The sequence below is a fragment of the Klebsiella sp. P1927 genome, assembly GCF_018204675.1.
In the GTDB taxonomy this organism is placed as follows: Bacteria; Pseudomonadota; Gammaproteobacteria; order Enterobacterales; family Enterobacteriaceae; genus Klebsiella; species Klebsiella pneumoniae.
The window spans coordinates 4,848,624-4,872,966 of record NZ_CP073377.1; the positions used below are offsets into that span (position 1 = coordinate 4,848,624).

The 24,343-nt window shown below is 57.6% G+C and carries 19 protein-coding genes, 1 tRNA gene, 2 rRNA genes and 1 riboswitch; of the genes, 11 read left to right on the plus strand and 11 right to left on the minus strand.

Annotated features, from left to right (window positions below):
- Window positions 1-25: 25 nt before the first annotated feature.
- The 3 genes from KB892_RS24195 to KB892_RS24205 form a co-directional block, all read right to left on the minus strand.
- Window positions 26-2,927 (minus strand): 23S ribosomal RNA (locus tag KB892_RS24195).
- A 182-nt stretch (window positions 2,928-3,109) separates the two neighbouring features.
- Window positions 3,110-3,185, minus strand: a tRNA-Glu gene (locus KB892_RS24200).
- An 85-nt stretch (window positions 3,186-3,270) separates the two neighbouring features.
- Window positions 3,271-4,810, minus strand: a 16S ribosomal RNA gene (locus tag KB892_RS24205).
- Together the 16S and 23S rRNA genes with 1 tRNA gene alongside form the textbook arrangement of a ribosomal RNA operon.
- A gap of 627 nt (window positions 4,811-5,437) precedes the next feature.
- On the opposite strand from KB892_RS24205, the gene purH reads away from it, so the two are divergent.
- Both purH and purD read left to right on the plus strand, forming a co-directional pair.
- Complete coding sequence (gene purH / locus KB892_RS24210) at window positions 5,438-7,027, plus strand: bifunctional phosphoribosylaminoimidazolecarboxamide formyltransferase/IMP cyclohydrolase (RefSeq protein ID WP_002884359.1); 1,590 nt, start codon at window positions 5,438-5,440, stop codon at window positions 7,025-7,027.
- A 15-nt stretch (window positions 7,028-7,042) separates the two neighbouring features.
- Window positions 7,043-8,338 (plus strand): phosphoribosylamine--glycine ligase, encoded by a 1,296-nt coding sequence (purD, locus tag KB892_RS24215; protein ID WP_002884357.1) that lies wholly within the window; start codon window positions 7,043-7,045, stop codon window positions 8,336-8,338.
- Here purD and zraR read toward each other — a convergent pair.
- Complete coding sequence (gene zraR / locus KB892_RS24220) at window positions 8,328-9,659, minus strand: sigma-54-dependent response regulator transcription factor ZraR (RefSeq protein ID WP_002884354.1); 1,332 nt, start codon at window positions 9,657-9,659, stop codon at window positions 8,328-8,330. The genes purD and zraR overlap by 11 nt on opposite strands.
- Entirely contained in the window at window positions 9,646-11,040 is a 1,395-nt protein-coding gene (gene zraS, locus KB892_RS24225) for a two-component system sensor histidine kinase ZraS (protein ID WP_002884349.1), read from the minus strand. The genes zraR and zraS overlap by 14 nt, the downstream gene beginning before the upstream one ends.
- A 259-nt stretch (window positions 11,041-11,299) precedes the next feature.
- Between zraS and zraP the strand changes: the two genes are divergently transcribed.
- Entirely contained in the window at window positions 11,300-11,737 is a 438-nt protein-coding gene (zraP, locus tag KB892_RS24230) for a zinc resistance sensor/chaperone ZraP (RefSeq protein ID WP_002884346.1), read from the plus strand.
- A gap of 3 nt (window positions 11,738-11,740) precedes the next feature.
- Here the strand turns inward: zraP and KB892_RS24235 are convergent, their stop codons facing one another.
- The 6 genes from KB892_RS24235 to nudC all read right to left on the minus strand — a co-directional run bounded on the left by KB892_RS24235 (window position 11,741) and on the right by nudC (window position 16,103).
- Window positions 11,741-12,436: a DUF1481 domain-containing protein gene (locus KB892_RS24235; protein ID WP_002884344.1), complete on the minus strand. Its 696-nt coding sequence runs from the start codon at window positions 12,434-12,436 to the stop codon at window positions 11,741-11,743.
- Between the two features lie 12 nt (window positions 12,437-12,448).
- The gene (hupA, locus tag KB892_RS24240; RefSeq protein WP_002884342.1) at window positions 12,449-12,721 is read right to left on the minus strand and encodes a nucleoid-associated protein HU-alpha; all 273 of its coding nucleotides are present in this window, start codon (window positions 12,719-12,721) and stop codon (window positions 12,449-12,451) included.
- Between the two features lie 186 nt (window positions 12,722-12,907).
- A complete protein-coding gene (locus KB892_RS24245; RefSeq protein WP_002884331.1) occupies window positions 12,908-13,498 on the minus strand; it encodes a YjaG family protein in 591 nt (196 codons plus the stop codon).
- 42 nt (window positions 13,499-13,540) lie between these two features.
- Window positions 13,541-14,212, minus strand: a complete 672-nt coding sequence (gene nfi / locus KB892_RS24250; RefSeq protein ID WP_004152311.1) for a deoxyribonuclease V — start codon at window positions 14,210-14,212, stop codon at window positions 13,541-13,543.
- 12 nt (window positions 14,213-14,224) lie between these two features.
- Entirely contained in the window at window positions 14,225-15,289 is a 1,065-nt protein-coding gene (gene hemE, locus KB892_RS24255; protein WP_002884329.1) for a uroporphyrinogen decarboxylase, read from the minus strand.
- A gap of 40 nt (window positions 15,290-15,329) precedes the next feature.
- Entirely contained in the window at window positions 15,330-16,103 is a 774-nt protein-coding gene (nudC, locus tag KB892_RS24260) for an NAD(+) diphosphatase (protein ID WP_002884327.1), read from the minus strand.
- A 93-nt stretch (window positions 16,104-16,196) separates the two neighbouring features.
- Between nudC and KB892_RS24265 the strand changes: the two genes are divergently transcribed.
- From KB892_RS24265 to KB892_RS24300, 8 genes are all read left to right on the plus strand, one after another.
- Window positions 16,197-16,694: an Rsd/AlgQ family anti-sigma factor gene (locus KB892_RS24265; RefSeq protein WP_002884324.1), complete on the plus strand. Its 498-nt coding sequence runs from the start codon at window positions 16,197-16,199 to the stop codon at window positions 16,692-16,694.
- 52 nt (window positions 16,695-16,746) lie between these two features.
- A riboswitch (TPP riboswitch) is annotated at window positions 16,747-16,871 on the plus strand.
- An 85-nt stretch (window positions 16,872-16,956) separates the two neighbouring features.
- Complete coding sequence (gene thiC / locus KB892_RS24270) at window positions 16,957-18,852, plus strand: phosphomethylpyrimidine synthase ThiC (protein ID WP_002884310.1); 1,896 nt, start codon at window positions 16,957-16,959, stop codon at window positions 18,850-18,852.
- Entirely contained in the window at window positions 18,852-19,487 is a 636-nt protein-coding gene (gene thiE, locus KB892_RS24275; protein ID WP_004152310.1) for a thiamine phosphate synthase, read from the plus strand. Before thiC ends, thiE begins: the two co-directional genes overlap by 1 nt.
- Window positions 19,480-20,235 (plus strand): thiazole biosynthesis adenylyltransferase ThiF, encoded by a 756-nt coding sequence (gene thiF, locus KB892_RS24280; protein WP_004152309.1) that lies wholly within the window; start codon window positions 19,480-19,482, stop codon window positions 20,233-20,235. The genes thiE and thiF overlap by 8 nt, the downstream gene beginning before the upstream one ends.
- Window positions 20,219-20,419, plus strand: a complete 201-nt coding sequence (thiS, locus tag KB892_RS24285) for a sulfur carrier protein ThiS (RefSeq protein WP_002884183.1) — start codon at window positions 20,219-20,221, stop codon at window positions 20,417-20,419. Before thiF ends, thiS begins: the two co-directional genes overlap by 17 nt.
- Before the next feature lies 1 nt (window position 20,420).
- The gene (gene thiG, locus KB892_RS24290; RefSeq protein ID WP_004152308.1) at window positions 20,421-21,191 is read left to right on the plus strand and encodes a thiazole synthase; all 771 of its coding nucleotides are present in this window, start codon (window positions 20,421-20,423) and stop codon (window positions 21,189-21,191) included.
- Complete coding sequence (thiH, locus tag KB892_RS24295; protein WP_004146303.1) at window positions 21,188-22,321, plus strand: 2-iminoacetate synthase ThiH; 1,134 nt, start codon at window positions 21,188-21,190, stop codon at window positions 22,319-22,321. The genes thiG and thiH overlap by 4 nt, the downstream gene beginning before the upstream one ends.
- Window positions 22,322-22,637: 316 nt before the next feature.
- On the plus strand, window positions 22,638-24,170 hold the full coding sequence (locus tag KB892_RS24300; protein ID WP_004171439.1) for a sensor domain-containing diguanylate cyclase: 1,533 nt from the start codon (window positions 22,638-22,640) through the stop codon (window positions 24,168-24,170).
- Window positions 24,171-24,343 lie beyond the last annotated feature (173 nt).

Sequence of the window (24,343 nt, forward strand, 5' to 3'; positions counted from 1 at the left end):
TCCGCCAAAACATCTTCGGCGTTGTAAGGTTAAGCCTCACGGTTCATTAGTACCGGTTAGCTCAACGCATCGCTGCGCTTACACACCCGGCCTATCAACGTCATCGTCTTTAACGTTCCTTCAGGAGACTTATAGTCTCAGGGAGAACTCATCTCGGGGCAAGTTTCGTGCTTAGATGCTTTCAGCACTTATCTCTTCCGCATTTAGCTACCGGGCAGTGCCATTGGCATGACAACCCGAACACCAGTGATGCGTCCACTCCGGTCCTCTCGTACTAGGAGCAGCCCCCCTCAATTCTCCAGCGCCCACGGCAGATAGGGACCGAACTGTCTCACGACGTTCTAAACCCAGCTCGCGTACCACTTTAAATGGCGAACAGCCATACCCTTGGGACCTACTTCAGCCCCAGGATGTGATGAGCCGACATCGAGGTGCCAAACACCGCCGTCGATATGAACTCTTGGGCGGTATCAGCCTGTTATCCCCGGAGTACCTTTTATCCGTTGAGCGATGGCCCTTCCATTCAGAACCACCGGATCACTATGACCTGCTTTCGCACCTGCTCGCGCCGTCACGCTCGCAGTCAAGCTAGCTTATGCCATTGCACTAACCTCCTGATGTCCGACCAGGATTAGCTAACCTTCGTGCTCCTCCGTTACGCTTTGGGAGGAGACCGCCCCAGTCAAACTACCCACCAGACACTGTCCGCAACCCCGGTCAGGGGCCAACGTTAGAACATCAAACATTAAAGGGTGGTATTTCAAGGTTGGCTCCACGCAGACTGGCGTCCAGGCTTCAAAGCCTCCCACCTATCCTACACATCAAGGCTCAATGTTCAGTGTCAAGCTATAGTAAAGGTTCACGGGGTCTTTCCGTCTTGCCGCGGGTACACTGCATCTTCACAGCGAGTTCAATTTCACTGAGTCTCGGGTGGAGACAGCCTGGCCATCATTACGCCATTCGTGCAGGTCGGAACTTACCCGACAAGGAATTTCGCTACCTTAGGACCGTTATAGTTACGGCCGCCGTTTACCGGGGCTTCGATCAAGAGCTTCTCCTTACGGATAACCCCATCAATTAACCTTCCGGCACCGGGCAGGCGTCACACCGTATACGTCCACTTTCGTGTTTGCACAGTGCTGTGTTTTTAATAAACAGTTGCAGCCAGCTGGTATCTTCGACTGGTCTCAGCTCCATCCGCAGGGACTTCACCTACACACCAGCGTGCCTTCTCCCGAAGTTACGGCACCATTTTGCCTAGTTCCTTCACCCGAGTTCTCTCAAGCGCCTTGGTATTCTCTACCTGACCACCTGTGTCGGTTTGGGGTACGATTTGATGTTACCTGATGCTTAGAGGCTTTTCCTGGAAGCAGGGCATTTGTTACTTCAGCACCGTAGTGCCTCGTCATCACACCTCAGCCTTGATTATCCGGATTTGCCTGGATAACCAGCCTACATGCTTAAACCGGGACAACCGTCGCCCGGCTAACATAGCCTTCTCCGTCCCCCCTTCGCAGTAACACCAAGTACAGGAATATTAACCTGTTTCCCATCGACTACGCCTTTCGGCCTCGCCTTAGGGGTCGACTCACCCTGCCCCGATTAACGTTGGACAGGAACCCTTGGTCTTCCGGCGAGCGGGCTTTTCACCCGCTTTATCGTTACTTATGTCAGCATTCGCACTTCTGATACCTCCAGCATGCCTCACAGCACACCTTCGCAGGCTTACAGAACGCTCCCCTACCCAACAACACATAGTGTCGCTGCCGCAGCTTCGGTGCATGGTTTAGCCCCGTTACATCTTCCGCGCAGGCCGACTCGACCAGTGAGCTATTACGCTTTCTTTAAATGATGGCTGCTTCTAAGCCAACATCCTGGCTGTCTGTGCCTTCCCACATCGTTTCCCACTTAACCATGACTTTGGGACCTTAGCTGGCGGTCTGGGTTGTTTCCCTCTTCACGACGGACGTTAGCACCCGCCGTGTGTCTCCCGTGATAACATTCTTCGGTATTCGTAGTTTGCATCGGGTTGGTAAGTCGGGATGACCCCCTAGCCGAAACAGTGCTCTACCCCAGAAGATGAGTTCACGAGGCGCTACCTAAATAGCTTTCGGGGAGAACCAGCTATCTCCCGGTTTGATTGGCCTTTCACCCCCAGCCACAAGTCATCCGCTAATTTTTCAACATTAGTCGGTTCGGTCCTCCAGTTAGTGTTACCCAACCTTCAACCTGCCCATGGCTAGATCACCGGGTTTCGGGTCTATACCCTGCAACTTAACGCCCAGTTAAGACTCGGTTTCCCTGCGGCTCCCCTATACGGTTAACCTTGCTACAGAATATAAGTCGCTGACCCATTATACAAAAGGTACGCAGTCACACCCGAAGGTGCTCCCACTGCTTGTACGTACACGGTTTCAGGTTCTTTTTCACTCCCCTCGCCGGGGTTCTTTTCGCCTTTCCCTCACGGTACTGGTTCACTATCGGTCAGTCAGGAGTATTTAGCCTTGGAGGATGGTCCCCCCATATTCAGACAGGATACCACGTGTCCCGCCCTACTCTTCGAGTTCACAACCTGTGCATTTTGGTGTACGGGACTATCACCCTGTACCGTCGGACTTTCCAGACCGTTCCACTAACACACAAGCTGATTCAGACTCTGGGCTGCTCCCCGTTCGCTCGCCGCTACTGGGGGAATCTCGGTTGATTTCTTTTCCTCGGGGTACTTAGATGTTTCAGTTCCCCCGGTTCGCCTCGTTAACCTATGTATTCAGTTAACGATAGTGCAACGAATTGCACTGGGTTTCCCCATTCGGACATCGCCGGCTGTAACGGTTCATATCACCTTACCGACGCTTTTCGCAGATTAGCACGTCCTTCATCGCCTCTGACTGCCAGGGCATCCACCGTGTACGCTTAGTCGCTTAACCTCACAACCCGAAGATGTTTCACTTCTGATTGCGAAAATTTGAGAGACTCGAACACACATTGACTGTGTGTCGTTTCAATTTTCAGCTTGATCCAGATTTTTAAAGAGCAAATATCTCAAACGTCACCCGAAGATGAGTTTTGAGATAGTTCGGCACGCGTCTTTCACTCACGAACCAGCAAGTGGCGTCCCCTAGGGGATTCGAACCCCTGTTACCGCCGTGAAAGGGCGGTGTCCTGGGCCTCTAGACGAAGGGGACACTGAAGTCTCAATCGCAAGACGCCTTGCTTCTTTACGTTCATCAGACAATCTGTGTGAGCACTACAAAGGCAGGTTCTTTAAGGTAAGGAGGTGATCCAACCGCAGGTTCCCCTACGGTTACCTTGTTACGACTTCACCCCAGTCATGAATCACAAAGTGGTAAGCGCCCTCCCGAAGGTTAAGCTACCTACTTCTTTTGCAACCCACTCCCATGGTGTGACGGGCGGTGTGTACAAGGCCCGGGAACGTATTCACCGTAGCATTCTGATCTACGATTACTAGCGATTCCGACTTCATGGAGTCGAGTTGCAGACTCCAATCCGGACTACGACATACTTTATGAGGTCCGCTTGCTCTCGCGAGGTCGCTTCTCTTTGTATATGCCATTGTAGCACGTGTGTAGCCCTGGTCGTAAGGGCCATGATGACTTGACGTCATCCCCACCTTCCTCCAGTTTATCACTGGCAGTCTCCTTTGAGTTCCCGGCCGGACCGCTGGCAACAAAGGATAAGGGTTGCGCTCGTTGCGGGACTTAACCCAACATTTCACAACACGAGCTGACGACAGCCATGCAGCACCTGTCTCACAGTTCCCGAAGGCACCAAAGCATCTCTGCTAAGTTCTGTGGATGTCAAGACCAGGTAAGGTTCTTCGCGTTGCATCGAATTAAACCACATGCTCCACCGCTTGTGCGGGCCCCCGTCAATTCATTTGAGTTTTAACCTTGCGGCCGTACTCCCCAGGCGGTCGATTTAACGCGTTAGCTCCGGAAGCCACGCCTCAAGGGCACAACCTCCAAATCGACATCGTTTACGGCGTGGACTACCAGGGTATCTAATCCTGTTTGCTCCCCACGCTTTCGCACCTGAGCGTCAGTCTTTGTCCAGGGGGCCGCCTTCGCCACCGGTATTCCTCCAGATCTCTACGCATTTCACCGCTACACCTGGAATTCTACCCCCCTCTACAAGACTCTAGCCTGCCAGTTTCGAATGCAGTTCCCAGGTTGAGCCCGGGGATTTCACATCCGACTTGACAGACCGCCTGCGTGCGCTTTACGCCCAGTAATTCCGATTAACGCTTGCACCCTCCGTATTACCGCGGCTGCTGGCACGGAGTTAGCCGGTGCTTCTTCTGCGGGTAACGTCAATCGATGAGGTTATTAACCTCACCGCCTTCCTCCCCGCTGAAAGTGCTTTACAACCCGAAGGCCTTCTTCACACACGCGGCATGGCTGCATCAGGCTTGCGCCCATTGTGCAATATTCCCCACTGCTGCCTCCCGTAGGAGTCTGGACCGTGTCTCAGTTCCAGTGTGGCTGGTCATCCTCTCAGACCAGCTAGGGATCGTCGCCTAGGTGAGCCGTTACCCCACCTACAAGCTAATCCCATCTGGGCACATCTGATGGCATGAGGCCCGAAGGTCCCCCACTTTGGTCTTGCGACATTATGCGGTATTAGCTACCGTTTCCAGTAGTTATCCCCCTCCATCAGGCAGTTTCCCAGACATTACTCACCCGTCCGCCGCTCGTCACCCGAGAGCAAGCTCTCTGTGCTACCGCTCGACTTGCATGTGTTAGGCCTGCCGCCAGCGTTCAATCTGAGCCATGATCAAACTCTTCAATTTAAGTTTGATGCTCAAAGAATTAAACTTCGTAATGAATTACGTGTTCACTCTTGAGACTTGGTATTCATTTTTCGTCCGAGGACGTTAAGAATCCATGTCACTTTGAGTGCCCACACAGATTGTCTGATAAATTGTTAAAGAGCAGTTGCGACGCGCTTTAGCGCTCTGTCGCGAGGTGGCGTATATTACGCTTTCCTCTTTCAGAGTCAACCCGTTTTTCAGGATTTTTCTCTGCAACCGAACCGGCTGTTTGTGTGAAGTGATTCACATCCGCCGTGTCGATGGAGGCGCATTATAGGGAGTTCTCGAGCGTCCGCAATAGAAAAATGGCAGAAAAATGACTGACTGCTGCATTCCCCAGCAAAACCCCGCTTTATACCTCGTTACACACAGAATTATCCACAAGAGAGCGTAAAAACATGACCGCTAGCCCCATGGATCGCCAGCTATATAGAAGGAGAATCACCGGCCTGGAGAGAAACATAAAAATTCGCGAGCGTTGCGCAAACGTTTTCGTTACAATGCCGCGCTATGACACGGATGCCCGGTTGGGTGCGTTAGGTGAGTTTTTAGGCAAAAGCTCACCTAACGCTCTCTGTAATGTTCAAATCCTGGGGATTTAATACCATGCAACAACGTCGTCCAGTCCGCCGCGCTCTGCTCAGTGTTTCTGACAAGGCCGGTATCGTCGAATTCGCGCAGGCGCTTTCCGCTCGTGGTGTCGAGCTGCTGTCCACCGGCGGCACCGCTCGCCTGCTGGCAGATAAAGGCCTGCCGGTTACCGAAGTCTCTGACTACACCGGTTTCCCGGAAATGATGGATGGACGCGTGAAGACCCTGCATCCGAAAGTACACGGCGGCATCCTCGGTCGTCGCGGTCAGGATGACGGTATCATGCAGCAACACGGTATCGCGCCTATCGATATGGTTGTCGTGAACCTTTACCCGTTCGCCCAGACCGTCGCTCGTGAAGGGTGCTCGCTGGAAGACGCGGTGGAAAACATCGATATCGGCGGCCCGACTATGGTGCGCTCTGCAGCGAAGAACCATAAAGATGTCGCCATCGTGGTTAAGAGCAGCGACTACGACGCCATCATTAATGAGATGGACGCCAACGAAGGTTCCCTCACGCTGGCCACCCGCTTCGACCTCGCCATTAAAGCCTTCGAACACACCGCCGCTTACGACAGCATGATCGCCAACTACTTCGGCAGCATGGTTCCGGCCTATCACGGCGAAAGCAAAGAAGCCGCTGGCCGCTTCCCGCGTACCCTGAATCTGAACTTCATTAAGAAGCAGGATATGCGCTACGGCGAAAACAGCCACCAGCAGGCGGCTTTCTATATAGAAGAGAATGTAAAAGAGGCCTCCGTGGCGACCGCCACTCAGCTGCAGGGCAAAGCGCTCTCCTATAACAACATTGCCGATACCGATGCGGCGCTGGAGTGTGTAAAAGAGTTCAACGAGCCGGCCTGCGTTATCGTTAAGCACGCCAACCCGTGCGGCGTTGCCGTCAGCGACTCGATTCTTGACGCCTACGATCGCGCTTACAAAACCGACCCGACCTCCGCGTTCGGCGGCATCATTGCCTTTAACCGCGAGCTGGATGCTGAAACCGCGCAGGCGATCATCTCTCGCCAGTTCGTCGAAGTGATCATCGCGCCGTCCGCCAGCGAAGAAGCGCTGAAAATCACCGCCGCGAAGCAGAACGTCCGCGTACTGACCTGCGGCCAGTGGGATACTCGCGTTGCCGGCCTCGATTTCAAACGCGTTAACGGTGGTCTGCTGGTTCAGGACCGCGATCTCGGCATGGTCACCGCAGGTGAACTGCGCGTGGTCAGCAAACGTCAGCCAACCGAGCAGGAACTGCGCGATGCGCTGTTCTGCTGGAAAGTGGCGAAATTCGTCAAATCCAACGCCATTGTGTATGCCAAAGATAATATGACCATCGGCATAGGCGCCGGTCAGATGAGCCGCGTCTACTCGGCGAAAATCGCCGGAATTAAAGCCGGTGATGAAGGTCTGGAAGTGAAAGGTTCCGCCATGGCCTCTGACGCTTTCTTCCCGTTCCGCGACGGCATCGATGCCGCAGCCGCGGTAGGCATCACCTGCGTTATTCAGCCGGGCGGCTCTATCCGTGACGACGAAGTGATTGCCGCCGCTGACGAACACGGCATCGCCATGATCTTCACCGACATGCGCCACTTCCGCCATTAATTCATGGAGCAGCAGATGAAAGTATTAGTAATCGGCAACGGCGGGCGCGAGCACGCGCTGGCCTGGAAAGCGGCTCAGTCGCCGCTGGTTGATACCGTCTATGTCGCGCCGGGCAACGCCGGTACCGCTCTGGAGCCGTCGCTGCAAAACGTCGCCATCGGCGTCACCGATATTCCGGCGCTGCTTCGCTTCGCGCAGGATGAGAACATCGATCTGACCATCGTTGGCCCGGAAGCGCCGTTGGTCATTGGCGTGGTCGACGCGTTCCGTGCCGCCGGGCTGAACATCTTCGGGCCAACCGAAGGCGCCGCGCAGCTGGAAGGCTCAAAAGCCTTCACCAAAGATTTTCTCGCCCGTCATCATATTCCGACGGCGGAATACCAGAACTTCACCGAAGTGGAGCCTGCGCTGGCTTATCTGCGCGAGAAAGGCGCGCCGATCGTCATCAAAGCCGACGGTCTGGCGGCGGGTAAAGGCGTTATCGTGGCGATGACCCTCGAGGAAGCCGAAGCGGCGGTCAAAGATATGTTGGCCGGCAACGCCTTTGGCGACGCAGGCCACCGCATCGTGATTGAAGAGTTCCTCGATGGCGAAGAGGCTAGCTTTATTGTGATGGTCGACGGCGAGCACGTCCTGCCGATGGCCACCAGCCAGGATCACAAGCGCGTCGGCAACGGCGATACCGGCCCGAACACCGGCGGGATGGGGGCGTACTCCCCGGCACCGGTGGTTACTGACGAAGTCCACCAGCGCACCATGGAGCGGATTATCTGGCCAACCGTGAAAGGCATGGCCGCTGAAGGCAACACCTATACCGGTTTCCTCTACGCCGGTCTGATGATCGACAAGCAGGGCAACCCGAAGGTGATTGAGTTCAACTGCCGCTTTGGCGACCCGGAAACCCAACCGATCATGCTGCGCATGAAGTCCGACCTGGTCGAGCTGTGCCTCGCCGCCTGCGCGGGCAAGCTGGACGAGAAAACCTCCGAGTGGGATGACCGCGCGTCGCTGGGCGTGGTGGTTGCCGCCGGCGGCTATCCGGGCAGCTACAATACGGGCGATGAGATCTACGGCCTGCCGCAGCAGGAAGTCGCAGACGGTAAGGTCTTCCACGCCGGCACCAAACTGTCTGACGACCAGCGCGTGGTCACCAACGGCGGGCGCGTGCTGTGCGTCACCGCGCTGGGTGACTCCGTAGCGCAGGCGCAGCAGCGCGCCTATCAGCTGCTGACCGACATTCGCTGGGACGGTAGCTTTAGCCGTAGCGATATCGGCTGGCGCGCCATCGAACGTGAAAAGGCTAACGGCTAAGTTTCGCCAGCAGCGTTTTGCGCGTAATGCCTAACTGACGGGCGGCTTCAGTTTTGTTGCCGCCCGTTTTTTCCAGCGCCGCCAGAATCACCTCTTTCTCCACTTCCACTAACGGCTGAATTCCTCCCTCCTCGCTCCCGCCTGATGGCAGCGGCGTACCGGCGATCGCCAGGGGCAGTTCTCGCTCAGAGATATAGTTTCCGGTCAGTAGCACCACCGCCCGCTCCACCGCGTTTTCCAGCTCGCGAATATTGCCCGGCCAGGGGTAGTGGATCAGCAGGTCCATCGCCTGTGGCGTGAACCCTTTTACCGTCTTACGATTGCGTTCGGTATAGCGTTTGAGAAAATGCTGCGCCAGCTGCGGAATATCTTCCCGTCGCCGGCGCAGCGGCGGCATATCAATAGTTACGACATTCAGGCGGTAATAGAGATCCTGGCGAAAACGCCCGGCGCTCACCTCCTCCGCCAGATTACGATGGGTGGCGGCGATAAGCCGCACATCAACGGCAAGCGTCTGGTTGCTGCCGACCCGCTGCACCTCCCGCTCCTGAATTGCCCGCAGCAAGCGGACCTGCATCACTGGCGAGATATCGCCTATCTCATCAAGAAACAGCGTGCCGCCATCCGCTTCGACAAAGCGTCCTTCCCGCCGCCGATCCGCCCCGGTAAACGCCCCTTTTTCATGGCCGAAGAGTTCCGACTCCAGCAGTGACTCATTCAGCGCCGCGCAGTTGAGCGTGACCAACGGCTTGTCACGACGCTCGCTGCAGGCGTGGATGGCGTGCGCCACCAGCTCCTTACCGGTTCCCGACTCCCCATAAATCAGCACCGTCGCGTCCGAAGGGGCCACCAGCGTAATATCGTTAAGAAGCGCCTGCATCGCCGGGCTGTCGCCAATCATGCCCCACCGTGAATCCGTCGCAACGCTGGGGTCGCTCTCGCTCTGCCGGGTGTGCGCCAATGCCTGAACCAGCGTCTGCTGCAGGGTGTCAAAATCCAGCGGTTTAACCAGATAATCCAGCGCCCCGGACTTAATAGCTTCTACCGCCGTACCGACGCTGGAAAACGCCGTCATGATCAGCACCGGTATCGCCGGGTTATAGGCCTTAATCTCTTTTAACGTTGCGATACCGTCCATCTCCGCCATACGGATATCGCACAGCACCAGGTCGAAGACCTGCTGATGGATCTGCTCCAGCGCCTGCAGGCCGTTGTGAGCCAACCCCACCTGATAGCCCCAGCCGCGCAGCAGCGCCTGCAGGATCGTGCAGTGGCTGATGTCATCATCAACGACCAGAATCTGTACTTTATCGCTGCTCATCTTCCCTCCGTTGAGCATCCACCGGTAACCAAAGCGTAAATATCGCTCCAGCTCCCGGCTGACTTTCGGCGCGGATCGTCCCGCCATGTTGTTCGATAATATTCTGCACTACGGCCAGCCCCAGCCCGGTGCCGTCCGCCTTGGTGGTGAAATACGGCGTGAAGATAGCCTGTAACTCTTCATCGCTCATCCCCTTACCGCTATCCGTGACGACGATTTTCACCCGCTGACGATCGGCTTCGCTTGCTGTTACGCGAATGACGCCGTCACGGCCAATCGCCTGCATTGCATTCAGGTACAGATTCAACAGCACCTGATTCAGGCGATCGGGGTCGGCGCTGATCGTGGTTAACTCAGGTCGCGGAGTAAATTGCAGCGCGATCCCGCGGCTCTGCGCATCCTGGCTTACCAACTGCAATGAGTGGCGGATAAGCGCGTTGATATCGACTGTCTGGTAGTTTAGATGGGCGGGCCGGACCAGCTCCAGCAGCTCGCTGACCACCCGGTTCAGGCGATCAGCCTCTTTGGCCATCACCTGGGCTAACTGATGCGACTCGCCGCCAGGCGACGTGCGCTCGGCAAAATATTTCGCCAGCCCTTTAATCGACGAGAGCGGGTTGCGGATCTCGTGCGCGACCCCCGCCGCCAGATGGCCAAGCGCCACCAGCTTTTCCTTGCGGGCCATCGCCTCCAGCAGCTGTTTCCGCGAGCGACGATAGCGGCGGAACCAGAACTGAGCGAGGATCGTCGCCGCTATCACCAGCGCGGCGGCACCCAGCATGATGGCCATATTCCGCTGCCCGCGGGCCTGCGCGGCATCCAGCTCGCGGCTATCAAAGGCGATAAAAATTACCTGCGGGACGGTGGCCTGAGCCAGGGCGCTATTGCCGCGGTTCATCATTCCCATATGGTGGCCGCGGGCCGGATTAAGCGGGCGAAAATGGCGATAGATCTCCAGCGCCGGCTGCGGTTCGCTAAGCCGGCGCCAGCGGGCCTGTTCGCCAACCGCTAACGCACGCATCTGCGCCGGGCTATACAGCGTTTTACCCACCTGCTGCGGATCGCTATGGGCGATAATTTTACCGTTTTCATCGGTCACCGCGAACCACAGGACGCCCGGTTGCCAGGCCATCTCTTCCAGCAGGGCCTGCAGCTGCGCATGATGCATACGCATCCCCATCCCGACGCGCGTGCCGGACTCCAGCGCGCGGATCAGCACGCTCCCTTTCTCTTCAATGGTTTGTCGGGCAGCGGTCGTCTCGCGACCGTAGTCGCGGACGATCATCGCGGAGAACAGCATGACCAGCAGCACAACCGTGCCGGTCAGCAGCCAGCTCAGCGCGCCAGCGGCGGCGTCCCGGGAGAGAGATTTGATCTTCATCGGCGAGTCCTTGTCATCTCTTTTTCACTATCTGCAGGCTCCTTCAGCAGAAATCATGCCATGTTTCCGCGCGGCCAATCCTGCTCTCAAACATATCGCCTGCGCTTAAGCGAGTAAAAATGACTCGCCTGACCCTGGCGGAACGGGTCATTTTTACTCGCTCTCCTCGGCAAAGGCTTCGGCAGGCCGACACAGACGGGCTTTTTCAGACTGGCATGGAAGATGCAATACCGAGGGAAACCACACAGGAGAAAATGCCATGAAACGGAACCGTACCTTACCTCTCGCCCTCGTTACCTTTGCCGCGCTGACCTTCGCCAGCAACGCGGCCTGGGCCAACCACCACTGGGGCAACAATAACGGGATGGGCAACCAGGGCTACAGTCAGCTGACCCAGGAGCAGCAGGCTACCGTGCAAAAGCTGCATAACGATTACTATGCGCAAACCAGCGCCCTGCGCCAGCAGCTGCAGTCCAAACGCTATGAGTACAATGCGCTGCTCACGGCGCAAAAGCCGGACAGCGGGAAGATTGAAGCTGTCGCTCAGGAGATGGAAGGCTTACGCCAGAAGCTGGATCAGCAGCGGGTGAAGTTTGATATCGCCCTGGCTGAGGCAGGCGTTCCCCGCGGCGCAGGAATGGGATATGGCGGCTGTCGCGGTAGCGCCGGCGGTCATATGGGCATGAACCACTGGTAAAGGTTAGAAGCTTTTTTCCGTCGGCTGCCAGGTGCAGAAGTTTTCATTGGCGACCAGCAGCAGTTGAGAGCCTTCCGGCGCCTCCAGCCAGGCAATGCTCACAGCGGCGGAAGCGTGGCTCTGGCGGCGTTCAATGTGCGCCAGGGCCCGGCTATCGAGGTCGGGCGTAACCGTCTGCCCTTCGCAGGTCAGCACGGTATGCGCGGCAGCGTTCCAGCGCCCCTGCCGCAGGACGACCCGCCCCTGGCGGAGGGCGTCGCTGGTCTGGCGGATCTGTTCGGCGCGATAACGATATAGCGCGACCTGGTCGCTGGAGAGCTGCTGCTTCTGCCCGTCCACTTCCCGTTGCATAAAGCTCAGATCGCCCTGCGCGTCGAAACGGGCGCGAATATGTTCCGGCGGTTTGCCATAGACATTGAGTTCGATAAGCGCCAGTTGATCGCCCTGCCAGCGATATTCGCTGGTCGAGGTGTCCCCGTGACGCCACGGGCTGAAGGCGGCGAGAAGATGGACTTCATCGCCAGAATCTTTACGCCAGATGCGCATCGCTCCCTGATTGTCCGCATATCCGCTGGCGGTAAACGGCGGTAGCGACGTGTCGTGGCTGCAGGCAGTCAGCAACAGGATGCCCGCCAGCGCCAGAGGCCGGCGCCAGACAGACAAAAGGGGCTTAATAGCCCCTTCGATAAAACTGTTCACTGCCACGCGGTCTTACTTAACTGCGTCTTTCAGTGCTTTGCCAGAAACAAATGCCGGCACGTTAGCTGCAGCGATTTTGATCTCTTTACCGGTCTGCGGGTTGCGGCCAGTACGCTCAGCGCGGTGGTTCACTTTGAAGGTACCGAAACCAACCAGTTGAACAGCATCACCTTCTTTCAGAGACTCAGTAATTGCAGCCAGGGTAGATTCCAGGGCAGCTTTAGCCTGTGCTTTGGACAGGTCAGCTTTGTCCGCAATTACATCAATCAGTTGAGTCTTGTTCATAAGTTATCCTTACAATGTGTTTATCGCTTGCTAAGCATCGAGTGCGACGGAAATGCCAAAAAAGCACCCTCCTGCATACACGCACCGATAGCCACTTTTTTTCGCCCTCCAAATGTAGACCAGACGGGGGGCGGAATGGAAGCCTTCAGACGCTACAATTCAGGCGGTAAATCACGTTTTCTGGTCTCACTGCTGAAAATTTATACCAATATTGCTCTCGCCAGCCTCGCGCAGGTCCGCGCGCAGGCCTTTTATCAGCTCAAGATCACGCTCTTCACAGTCGGCCAGCAGGCGGAAAATTTCCCACTGAATATCCCATTCCTGCTCTACCGCCGGATTCGCTTTCAACTCTTCGTCGGTCATTTCGCGACCTTCCTGGGTCATTTCCAGCATCGCCACGGTGGTGATGGAGGTCTTGCTCACCTCGATCGCGTGCTCGAGCGTTTCGCCGCTCAGACGAGAATGAATCAGTTCACTCAACGCCACGCAAGCGTCTATGGCCGGATAGACACCGTACATGTCGAAATCATCTGCCGCCGGGATCGCCTCTTCCAGCTTCTCCAGCTGGCTGTCGAAATTCACCTTCGCATCTTTAACCGTCAGCGTTTCCCAGATCAGGTCCAGGATACGACGATAAAGCAGGCCGTCGCCAAACTCGGTTTGCTTGCAGAACATCGCGTAGTTGGGATACATACGTTCGCACAGGCAGGCCATAAAAGTGACATGCTGCCAGCTTTCCAGCTTCTCCAGGCGCAGGTGAATCGGGTTTTGTAACATGATGAATTCTCGAAGTCAGAAATTAGGCGCAGTGTACCTGAATCAGCTGTGATTTGCTTGCCAACGCACAAACGACGGACGACGGGACGCCACCGCATCGGCCCAGCGCGTCGGCTCGGGCAGACGGTAGCCTCGCATGCAACGCTCAACCCACATTAAAGCGCTGTCCATGCCTACCCGGTGGCCGGTGCTAATAAACAGCGGGTTGCAGCGCACTTTGCTGCGCCAGACCCAGGCCAGTTGCTCATTTTTATCCATCAGCGGGGCCAGCGCGCCAGGCTCATCACCCAGGTCGCCGATTTTGCCGCACAGGCGTTTTTTCGCCACTCCGATAGTCGGCACATCAATCATCAGGCCAAAATGGCTGGCGACGCCCAATCTCCGGGGATGAGAAATGCCGTGTCCGTCAACGAAGAGCAGGTCCGGTTTTTGCGAAAGCTGCTCCCACGCCGCCAGCAGCGCAGGCGTTTCGCGAAACGAGAGAAAGCCGGGAATATAGGGCATAGAGGTGGCGACCCGCGCCACCTGATACTCCACCAGCTCAAGCTCAGGCCAGGTCAGCAGCACCATCGCAGCCCGGGTGATCTCCCCTTCCTGCTCAAACCCGACGTCCGCGCCGCCGATCAACGCCGGCGGGTCGCGATCCAGTCGATCCGCACGCTCTACCGACGCGGCTAACTGTTGCTGTTGGGTACGTAGTGCGGCTAAATCCATAGGGCTTATCTCCTACTGGTGATAGGGTGCGGACAGACGGTGCACAGCCTCAACAAAGACGCCCGCATGCTCGGGGTCAACGTCCTGATGAATACCGTGTCCAAGGTTAAAGACGTGGCCTTCCCCCTGGCCAAAGCCGGCAAGAATGGTCGCCACTTCTTCTTCAATACGCGGGGCGGACGCATAGAGCATCGACGGATCCATATTGCCCTGCAGCGCTACTTTGTTACCCACGCGACGGCGGGCATCAGCAATATCGGTGGTCCAGTCGAGACCCAACGCATCGCAGCCGGTCTCCGCCATCGCTTCCAGCCACTGACCACCGCCTTTGGTGAACAGGGTCACCGGCACGCGGCGGCCTTCGTTTTCCCGCAGCAGGCCATCGACGATCTTATGCATGTAGTAAAGGGAGAACTGCTGATAGTCGCGGCCGGTCAGCACCCCGCCCCAGGTGTCAAAAATCATCACCGACTGCGCGCCGGCTTTGATCTGCGCGTTGAGATACAGGGTAACGCTCTTCGCCAGCTTATCCAGCAGCGCATGCAGCGCCTGCGGCTCGGCGTACATCATCTTTTTAATCACGGTGAAGGCCTTGCTGCTGCCGCCCTCCACCATGTACGTAGCCAGCGTCCATGGACTACCGGAAAAACCGATCAGCGGCACTTCGCCTTTCAGTTCGCGGCGAATGGTGCGCACGGCGTTCATTACATAGCCCAGCTCCTGCTCCGGATCCGGGATCGGCAGCTTGTCGACGTCGGCTTTACTTTTTACCGGCGAGGTGAAGCGCGGACCTTCGCCAGCTTCAAAGTACAGCCCCAGCCCCATGGCGTCCGGGATGGTCAGGATGTCCGAAAAGAGGATCGCCGCGTCCAGCGGGTAACGGCGCAGCGGCTGGAGCGTCACTTCGCAGGCCAGCTCGGCATTTTTACACAGCGACATAAAGTCGCCCGCTTGCGCACGGGTGGCTTTGTACTCCGGTAAATAGCGGCCCGCCTGGCGCATCATCCACACCGGGGTGACATCAACCGGCTGACGCAGCAGCGCGCGCAGGTAACGATCGTTCTTCAGTTCGGTCATTTTTACATTCCTTTAGCGTTGATACGCCCAGTGTAACATGTCACTCGAACTCTGCCCGACACATCGCGACGGTATCTTCGATTAGCCGCCGCGCCACTGTCCCCGGCGGCGGCAGAAGCGGCAGGTCGTCATAGCGATACCAGTCCGCGGTCAGTAACTCTTTTTTGTCGACCACGATCTCGCCATCTGCGTAATCCGCCATAAAGGCGGTCATCAGCGACTGCGGGAACGGCCATGGCTGAGAGGTCACGTAACGCAGATTTTTTACCCGAATACCGCTCTCCTCCATCACCTCGCGAGCCACCGCCTGCTCAAGGGTTTCGCCGACCTCGACAAAGCCGGCCAGCACGGTGTGCACGCCGTTGCGATGGCGCGTATGTTGCGCCAGCAGGATCGCATCGTCGCGACGGATTGCCACGATAATGCAGGGGGCAATTTGCGGGTAGTAACGTTCGCGGCAGTGGCTGCACAGCATCGCCCATTCGCTTTTGCTGGCATGCATCGGGTGGCCGCAGTAACCGCAAAATTTATGCGAGCGATAAAATTCGGCGAGCTGGATCCCCCGCCCAGCCAGCTGGAAGAGTCCCGGATCCTGATCCAGCACCTGGCGCAACGATCCCATGTCATGGCGACGATCCTGGCGCACCATCCACACGGACTCGCCCTGCCACTCGCCAATATGCAGCGCATGCTGGCCGACAAGATCGAAATTAACCGCTTCGCCATGTGGTAATTCTCCACCAGGCAACCATAATTTTTGTTCGTGACTGACAACCCACCAGCCGCGATCTAATTTTTCAATAATACGATCCATATCTATTGCACTACCTTTGCTTCACTGGCATGTTGTTAACATTATATTTACATTTTGGTGAGCAGATTTAAATCAAAACTAGCGGAGTCAATCATGCTAAACCAGCTGGAAAATCTGACGGAGCGCGTTGGCGGTAGTAATGAACTGGTCGATCGCTGGCTACAAGTGCGTAAGCATCTGCTCGTGGCTTACTACAACCTGGTTGGCCTGAAACCGGGCAAAGAGTCGTTTATGCGGCTAAACGAAAAGGCGCTGGATGACTTTTGCCAAAGTCTGGTGGATTACCTCTCATCCGGTCATTTTAGTATTTATGAACGCATTATTGGCGAAATGGAAGGCGATACCCCTCTTTTAGCCGCCACCCGGCTTTACCCGCAGCTGGAAGCCAATACCCAGCAGATGATGGACTACTACGATACCTGCCTCGAAAACGCCATCGATCACGATAACTATCTTGAATTTCAGCAGGCGCTGTCGGATATCGGCGAGTCGCTGGAGGCGCGTTTCGCGCTGGAAGATAAACTGATCGCCCTAGCTGTCGCCCATAACCTGAGCAATGACGTGCGCGATAATATTGCGCCGACCGCTTGAGTTGTGAACCGTTAACGCGTAATTTACGTACATTATCCCTCTGCGGAGGGATTTCATCTTGTCGGAGTGCCTATTTTCCATGCGCAGGCTAACGTGGAAAAGGCTGAGACCGTTAATTCGGGATCCGCGGAACCTGATCAGGCTAATACCTGCGAAGGGAACAAGAGTAAACTGCTGTTCGCGTCAGTCCGTCAGGGCCGATCGCATCTGTTACTCCATCCGTCGTCTGACAAGCCATGTCCTTTTTTAACTGGAATGCGCTATGTCTACTACCAAACTAACCCGTCGGGAACAACGCGAGCACGCGCAGCGATTCATTGATACGCTGGCGGGTACCGCTTTTCCTAATTCACGCCGCATCTATGTTCACGGCTCACAAGCGGATATCCGCGTCCCGATGCGTGAAATTCAGCTCAGCCCAACTCTCGTCGGCGGCGATAAAGATAACCCCCGGTACGAAACCAACGAACCGATCCCGGTGTATGACACCTCCGGGCCGTATGGCGACCCGGATATTAGCATTGATGTCCGCCAGGGGCTGGCAAAGCTGCGCCAGCCGTGGATCGACGCGCGTAACGACTGCGCGCCGCTCAGCGAACGCAGCTCGGCCTATACCAAAGCGCGGCTGGCCGACGACGGTCTCGATGAGCTGCGCTTCAGCGGCCTGCTGACGCCCAAACGCGCCGTCGCTGGCAAATGCGTTACCCAGCTGCACTACGCCCGCCAGGGGATAGTCACCCCGGAGATGGAGTTCATCGCCATTCGCGAAAACATGGGTCGCGAACGTATCCGCAGCGAGGTTCTGCGCCAGCAGCACGCAGGTGAAGGCTTCGGCGCCCACCTACCGGAAAACATCACCCCCGAGTTCGTTCGCGATGAAGTGGCCGCCGGACGCGCCATCATCCCCGCCAACATCAACCACCCGGAGTCTGAACCGATGATTATCGGCCGCAACTTCCTGGTGAAAGTGAATGCCAATATCGGCAACTCGGCGGTGACCTCTTCCATCGAAGAAGAGGTCGAGAAACTGGTCTGGTCAACCCGCTGGGGCGCCGACACGGTGATGGACCTCTCCACCGGCCGCTATATCCACGAAACCCGCGAGTGGATCCTGCGCAACAGCCCGGTGCCGATTGGTACCGTGCCGATTTACCAGGCGCTGGAGAAGGTCAACGGCATCGCCGAGAATCTCACCTGGCAAGTCTTCCGCGATACCCTGCTGGAACAGGCCGAGCAAGGCGTCGACTACTTCACGATTCACGCCGGCGTACTGTTGCGCTACGTCCCGATGACGGCGAAGCGCCTGACCGGTATCGTCTCGCGCGGCGGCTCAATCATGGCTAAGTGGTGCCTGTCGCATCATCAGGAAAACTTCCTCTACCAGCATTTCCGCGAAATCTGCGAAATCTGCGCCGCCTATGACGTGTCGCTGTCGCTGGGCGATGGCCTGCGCCCCGGCTCCATTCAGGATGCCAACGATGAGGCGCAGTTTTCCGAGCTGCGCACCCTCGGCGAACTGACGAAAATCGCCTGGGAATATGACGTGCAGGTGATGATTGAAGGCCCTGGCCACGTGCCGATGCAGATGATCCGCCGCAATATAACCGAACAGCTGGAGCACTGCCACGAAGCGCCGTTCTACACCCTGGGGCCGCTCACCACTGATATCGCGCCGGGCTACGACCATTTCACCTCCGGTATCGGCGCGGCAATGATCGGCTGGTTCGGCTGCGCCATGCTGTGCTATGTCACGCCGAAAGAGCATCTCGGCCTGCCCAACAAAGAGGATGTCAAACAGGGGCTGATTACCTACAAAATCGCCGCCCACGCCGCCGACCTCGCGAAAGGCCATCCCGGGGCGCAGATCCGCGACAACGCGATGTCAAAAGCGCGTTTTGAATTCCGCTGGGAAGACCAGTTCAACCTCGCGCTCGACCCGTTCACCGCGCGGGCCTATCACGATGAAACCCTGCCGCAGGAGTCCGGCAAAGTCGCCCACTTCTGCTCCATGTGCGGGCCGAAATTCTGTTCGATGAAAATCACTCAGGAGGTCCGCGACTACGCCGCGAAGCAAAGTATAGAAGCCGGCATGGCCGATATGTCGAATAACTTCCGCGCCCGCGGCGGCGAAATCTACCTGAAACAGGAGGAAGCCTGATGTATCAACCTGATTTTCCACCCGTCCCGTTTCGTCTCGGACTCTACCCGGTGGTGGACAGCGTGGCGTGGATTGAGCGCCTGCTCGAAGCTGGGGTACGTACCCTTCAGTTACGCATCAAAGACCGGCGCGACAGCGAAGTGGAGGATGACGTGATCGCCGCCATCGCCCTTGGTCGCCGCTATCACGCCCGACTGTTCATTAACGATTACTGGCAGCTGGCGATTAAGCATCAGGCCTATGGCGTGCATCTCGGACAAGAAGATCTGGAAACCACCGATCTGAGCGCTATCCGCCAGGCCGGGCTGCGTCTTGGCGTCTCTACTCACGATGATATGGAAATTGATGTCGCCCTTGCGGCGCGCCCCTCTTACATCGCGCTAGGTCACGTCTTCCCGACGCAAACCAAACAGATGCCTTCCGCGCCGCAGGGCCTCGAGCAGCTTGCCAGACATATTCAACGCCTGGCGGATTACCCCACCGTAGCGATCGGCGGAATTAGCCTGGAAAAGGCGCCGGGGGTACTGGCGACCGGCGTCGGCAGCATCGCGGTGGTCAGCGCCATCACCCAGGCGGCGGACTGGCGGGCAGCGACCGACCAACTGCTGGCGCTGGCGGGAGCGGGCGATGAATGATCACGACTTTATGCGCTATAGCCGCCAGCTGCTGCTGGAGGATATTGCCATCGAAGGGCAGCAGAAGCTGTTAGCCAGTCGAGTGCTGATTATCGGCCTTGGCGGGCTGGGCTCCCCGGCGGCGCTCTATCTGGCCGGGGCTGGCGTCGGGACGCTGACCCTGGCCGATGACGACGCGGTGCATCTCAGCAACCTGCAACGGCAGATCTTGTTCACCAGCGCGGATATCGATCGGCCAAAAGCCGCAGCGGCACAGACCCGGCTCAGCCAGCTAAACCCGCAGATCAAACTGGTAGCGCTCCAGCAGCGCTTAAGCGGCGAGGCGCTACGCGCCGAAGTGGCGAAAGCGGACGTGGTGCTGGACTGTACCGATAATATGGTCACCCGCCAGGCGATCAATGCCGCCTGTGTGGCCCTCGATACCCCGTTAGTAACCGCCAGCGCCGTGGGCTTCGGCGGTCAGCTGATGGTGCTCACCCCGCCCTGGAGGCAGGGCTGCTATCGCTGCCTGTGGCCGGAAAGCGATGAACCGCAGCGCAACTGCCGCACCGCGGGGATCGTCGGCCCGGTGGTCGGCATGATGGGCACCCTGCAGGCGCTGGAGACGATTAAGCTGCTCAGCGGCATGGCGACGCCGCGCAACACCCTGCGGCTGTTCGACGCCCGCACCAGCAACTGGCGCGCCCTTGCGCTACAGCGCTCCCGGAGCTGCCCGGTGTGCGGAGGGCGGCATGCAGATCTGGTTTAACGACGAGCCGCTGGCGTGCGCCGACAATCTCAGCGTCAGCGCCCTGCTGACCCAGCTCGAACAGCAGCAGCCGGGCGTTGCGCTGGCGCTCAATCAACACATCCTGCCGCGCGACCGGTGGGAAGATCATCTCTTGCAGGAAGGCGATCGGGTCCTGCTTTTTCAGGTTATCGCTGGAGGCTGACATGTTACGTATTGCAGACAAAACGTTTGAATCCCATCTTTTCACCGGTACCGGCAAATTCGCCGCCCCGGAGGTGATGGTTGAGGCGATTCGCGCCTCGGGCAGCCAGCTGGTAACCCTGGCGATGAAGCGCGTCGATTTACGCCAGCGCAATGACGCCATCCTCGCCCCGCTGCTGGCGGCGGGGGTTAACCTGCTGCCGAATACCTCAGGCGCCAAGACGGCGGAAGAGGCGGTGTTTGCCGCCCGCCTGGCGCGGGAAGCCCTGGGTACCCATTGGCTGAAGCTGGAGATCCACCCGGACGCCCGCTGGCTGCTGCCCGACCCGATTGAAACCCTGAAAGCGGCGGAGCTGCTGGTCCGCGAAGGGTTCGTGGTGCTGCCCTACTGCGGCGCCGATCCGGTGCTGTGTAAACGACTGGAAGAGGTGGGCTGCGCGGCGGTGATGCCGCTGGGTGCGCCGATCGGCTCCAATCAGGGGCTGGAAACCAAAGCCATGCTGGAGATTATTATCGAGCAGGCGACGGTCCCGGTGGTGGTCGACGCCGGGATCGGCGTCCCGAGCCATGCGGCGCAGGCGCTGGAGATGGGCGCGGACGCGGTGCTGGTCAATACCGCCATTGCCGTCGCCGACGACCCCGTGGCCATGGCCCGCGCCTTCCGTATGGCGATCGATGCCGGATTACTGGCGCGTCAGGCCGGACCGGGGGCACGCAGTACGCAGGCGCAGGCCACCAGCCCGCTCACCGGATTCCTGGAGGCGCTGGCATGAAAACCTTTAGCGATCGCTGGCGGCAGCTGGAGTGGGACGATATCCGCCTGCGCATCAACAGCAAAACCGCCGCCGACGTCGAACGGGCGCTGGCGGCCAAACAGCTCACCCGCGATGATATGATGGCCCTGCTCTCGCCTGCCGCGGCCAATTACCTTGAACCGCTGGCCCAGCGCGCGCAGCGCCTCACCCGGCAGCGCTTCGGCAATACCGTCAGCTTCTACGTGCCGCTGTATCTCTCCAACCTGTGCGCTAACGACTGCACCTACTGCGGCTTCTCGATGAGCAACCGCATTAAGCGCAAGACGCTGGATGCCGCCGAGATTGCCCGCGAGTGCGCCGCAATCCGCAACCTGGGCTTTGAGCATCTGCTGCTGGTGACCGGCGAACATCAGGGTAAGGTGGGAATGGATTATTTCCGTCAGCACCTACCGGCTATCCGCAGCCAGTTTGCCTCGCTGCATATGGAGGTGCAGCCGCTGGCGACTGAAGAGTATGCCGAGCTGAAAACCCTGGGGCTCGACGGGGTGATGGTCTATCAGGAGACCTATCATGAAAGCATGTACGCCAAACACCATCTGAAAGGAAAAAAGCAGGATTTCTTCTGGCGGCTGGATACGCCGGATCGCTTAGGCGCGGCGGGGATCGATAAGATCGGCCTTGGCGCGCTCATCGGCCTTTCCGACAGCTGGCGAGTGGACTGCTTTATAGTCGCTGAGCACCTGCTGTGGCTGCAGCAGCGCTACTGGCGCAGCCGCTATTCGGTCTCCTTCCCGCGCCTGCGTCCCTGCGCCGGCGGTATTGAACCGGCTTCGCTGATGGATGAGCGCCAGCTAGTGCAAACTATCTGCGCCTTCCGCCTGCTGGCGCCAGAGGTTGAGCTGTCGCTATCCACCCGCGAATCACCCTGGTTCCGCGACCGGGTGATCCCGCTGGCGATCAATAACGTCAGCGCCTTCTCTAAAACCCAGCCCGGCGGCTACGCCGACGATCATCCGGAGCTCGAGCAATTTGCCCCGCACGACGATCGCCGCCCTGAAGAGGTCGCCAGCGCGCTGGCCGCCCGCGGCCTGCAGCCGGTATGGAAAGACTGGGATAGCTGGCTGGGACGCGCTTCGCAAACCTCATGATGTACAGTGTAAACGCCTGATAATTTTGCGCGCCTGCACGAGAGATGAAAAACGGAGGCTGGCCCGCCCGACGCCGTTTTTCTATTCTGCCCGGGTCAGCAGCGGACGCTGACCAGGGCGAACCTTTTCTTCCTCATTTTCGCCCTGCCTCTCCGCGCTGAGCAGAGGCCTGCACATTATCGCCGAATATAAATCACGATACATGAAGGCCTCAGAGTTATAATTGAGCAATAGTGAACTGATTCGATCGGCAGGCGTCCCAGACGCAACCTGCGTTCGGACCCATGGTTTATACATCCGGGACGATTAACGATTCATGGCTCTACACAATAGAAAGCTCTCTTTTACGACGCCGATCGTCGTGGGGTTTGCCGGTATTTTGCTCAGTTTTATGCTGATCGCTATTTTTGTGACTCTGGCGCAACAGAAAGATTTTCTCGAAGATTATCACGATATTAACCGCAATTTTACCCATAACCTGGCGATCAACTATACGGAAACCCTGCTGCGGGAAAATGATTTTATCCTCGGGCGCGCAGCCGCCTTCTTTGCCCGCAATGACGAACTGAATCGCGCAGTCAATGTGGAGCCGGAGAAAGGGTTAACCACGCTGATGCAGTTACAGAACATGATGCCAAGCGTCTCATCCATCTCGCTGGCGGATACCGAGGGCCACTATCTGCGCGCCCCGGAGGTGCTGGAAAACGAAGACAGCCGGGCTTTCGATCCCAAAACGCGGCCCTGGTTTATCAAACAGGCGGAAGCCAGCACCTTCAGCCACTACACCAGTCCGTATATGGATTATTTCACCCACCATCCGACGATTACCATTTTCAAACCCATCATTACCCCGGAAGGGAAACTCAAGGGCAGCCTGGCCTTTCATCTCGATCTCACCTCCATGGGGTTCGCGCTGCGCCAGATGGTGGCGCCCGTACAGGGGGAATTTTTTGTGGTGCAACGGGATGGCAAAGTGGTCCTGCACTCCGACCCGGGCGCGCTGTTTAAACCCTTCGTCAGGGACGAGCTGATGGATAAAATGACCAGCGGAGAGGGGCAGCTTTACGATCCCGGGAGCGACACCTGGTATTACTATTACTCCTTTACCAATCCCGACTGGTTTGTGATTTTCCGTGTCGATAACGCCACCCTGGTCAATCTGACACGTCATGAGACCAATTTAGTGATCGGCGGTTTCACTCTCGCAGCGATCATTATTATCCTGTTCGGTCTTTATCTGCGTCATGCTTCCCGTACCGTGCTGATGAATATCATCAATGCGATTAAAACCGGTGACGTCAAACGCGCCCCGCGCCTTGAGGCGATGCTGAGTAAAGCGATTGAAACCAATAAACAGCGCGAACTGTCCTACGTCCGCCAGGCGACCATCGACGCTCTCACCGGCTGCAAAAACCGCCGCGCCTTCGACAGCGATATTGCCGCCCTGATGAACGATCACCAGCCATTCGCCCTCGCGCTGGTCGATATCGATAACTTTAAATCGATCAACGACACCTGGGGCCATCTCAATGGCGATATCGTCCTGCGTAACGTCGCTCGCGAAGGGCTACAGGTCCTCCAGCCGCTGGAGATATCCCTCTATCGCTACGGCGGCGAAGAGTTCGCGGTGGTCTTTCCTGCCGAACATATCGATAACGCCCGCACGCTGCTGGAAACATGGCGGGTAAACGTCGAACGACGCACCTGGCGCGAAGATGGCCTGACGGTCACCTTCAGCGCCGGCCTCGGGGAATGGAATATGGAGCCACTGGATAAGCTGGTGGTGAGCGTCGATGAAGCGCTGTACAAAGCCAAACAGCAGGGTAAAAACCGTATCCTGCGCGCGTAAGACTTCAGCGCCGCCACCGCCCACTTCGGTGGGCTTTTTTATTTTTTCCGGAAAAAATGAAACCGGTTTCAATTATTGTGTGATGCCTTACACACAATCACGGTAAAGCGGTTGTCGCATCGCCAGGGCCGCGATAAAGATAAGACATCACGGAACACAAGGGCCACTGACTA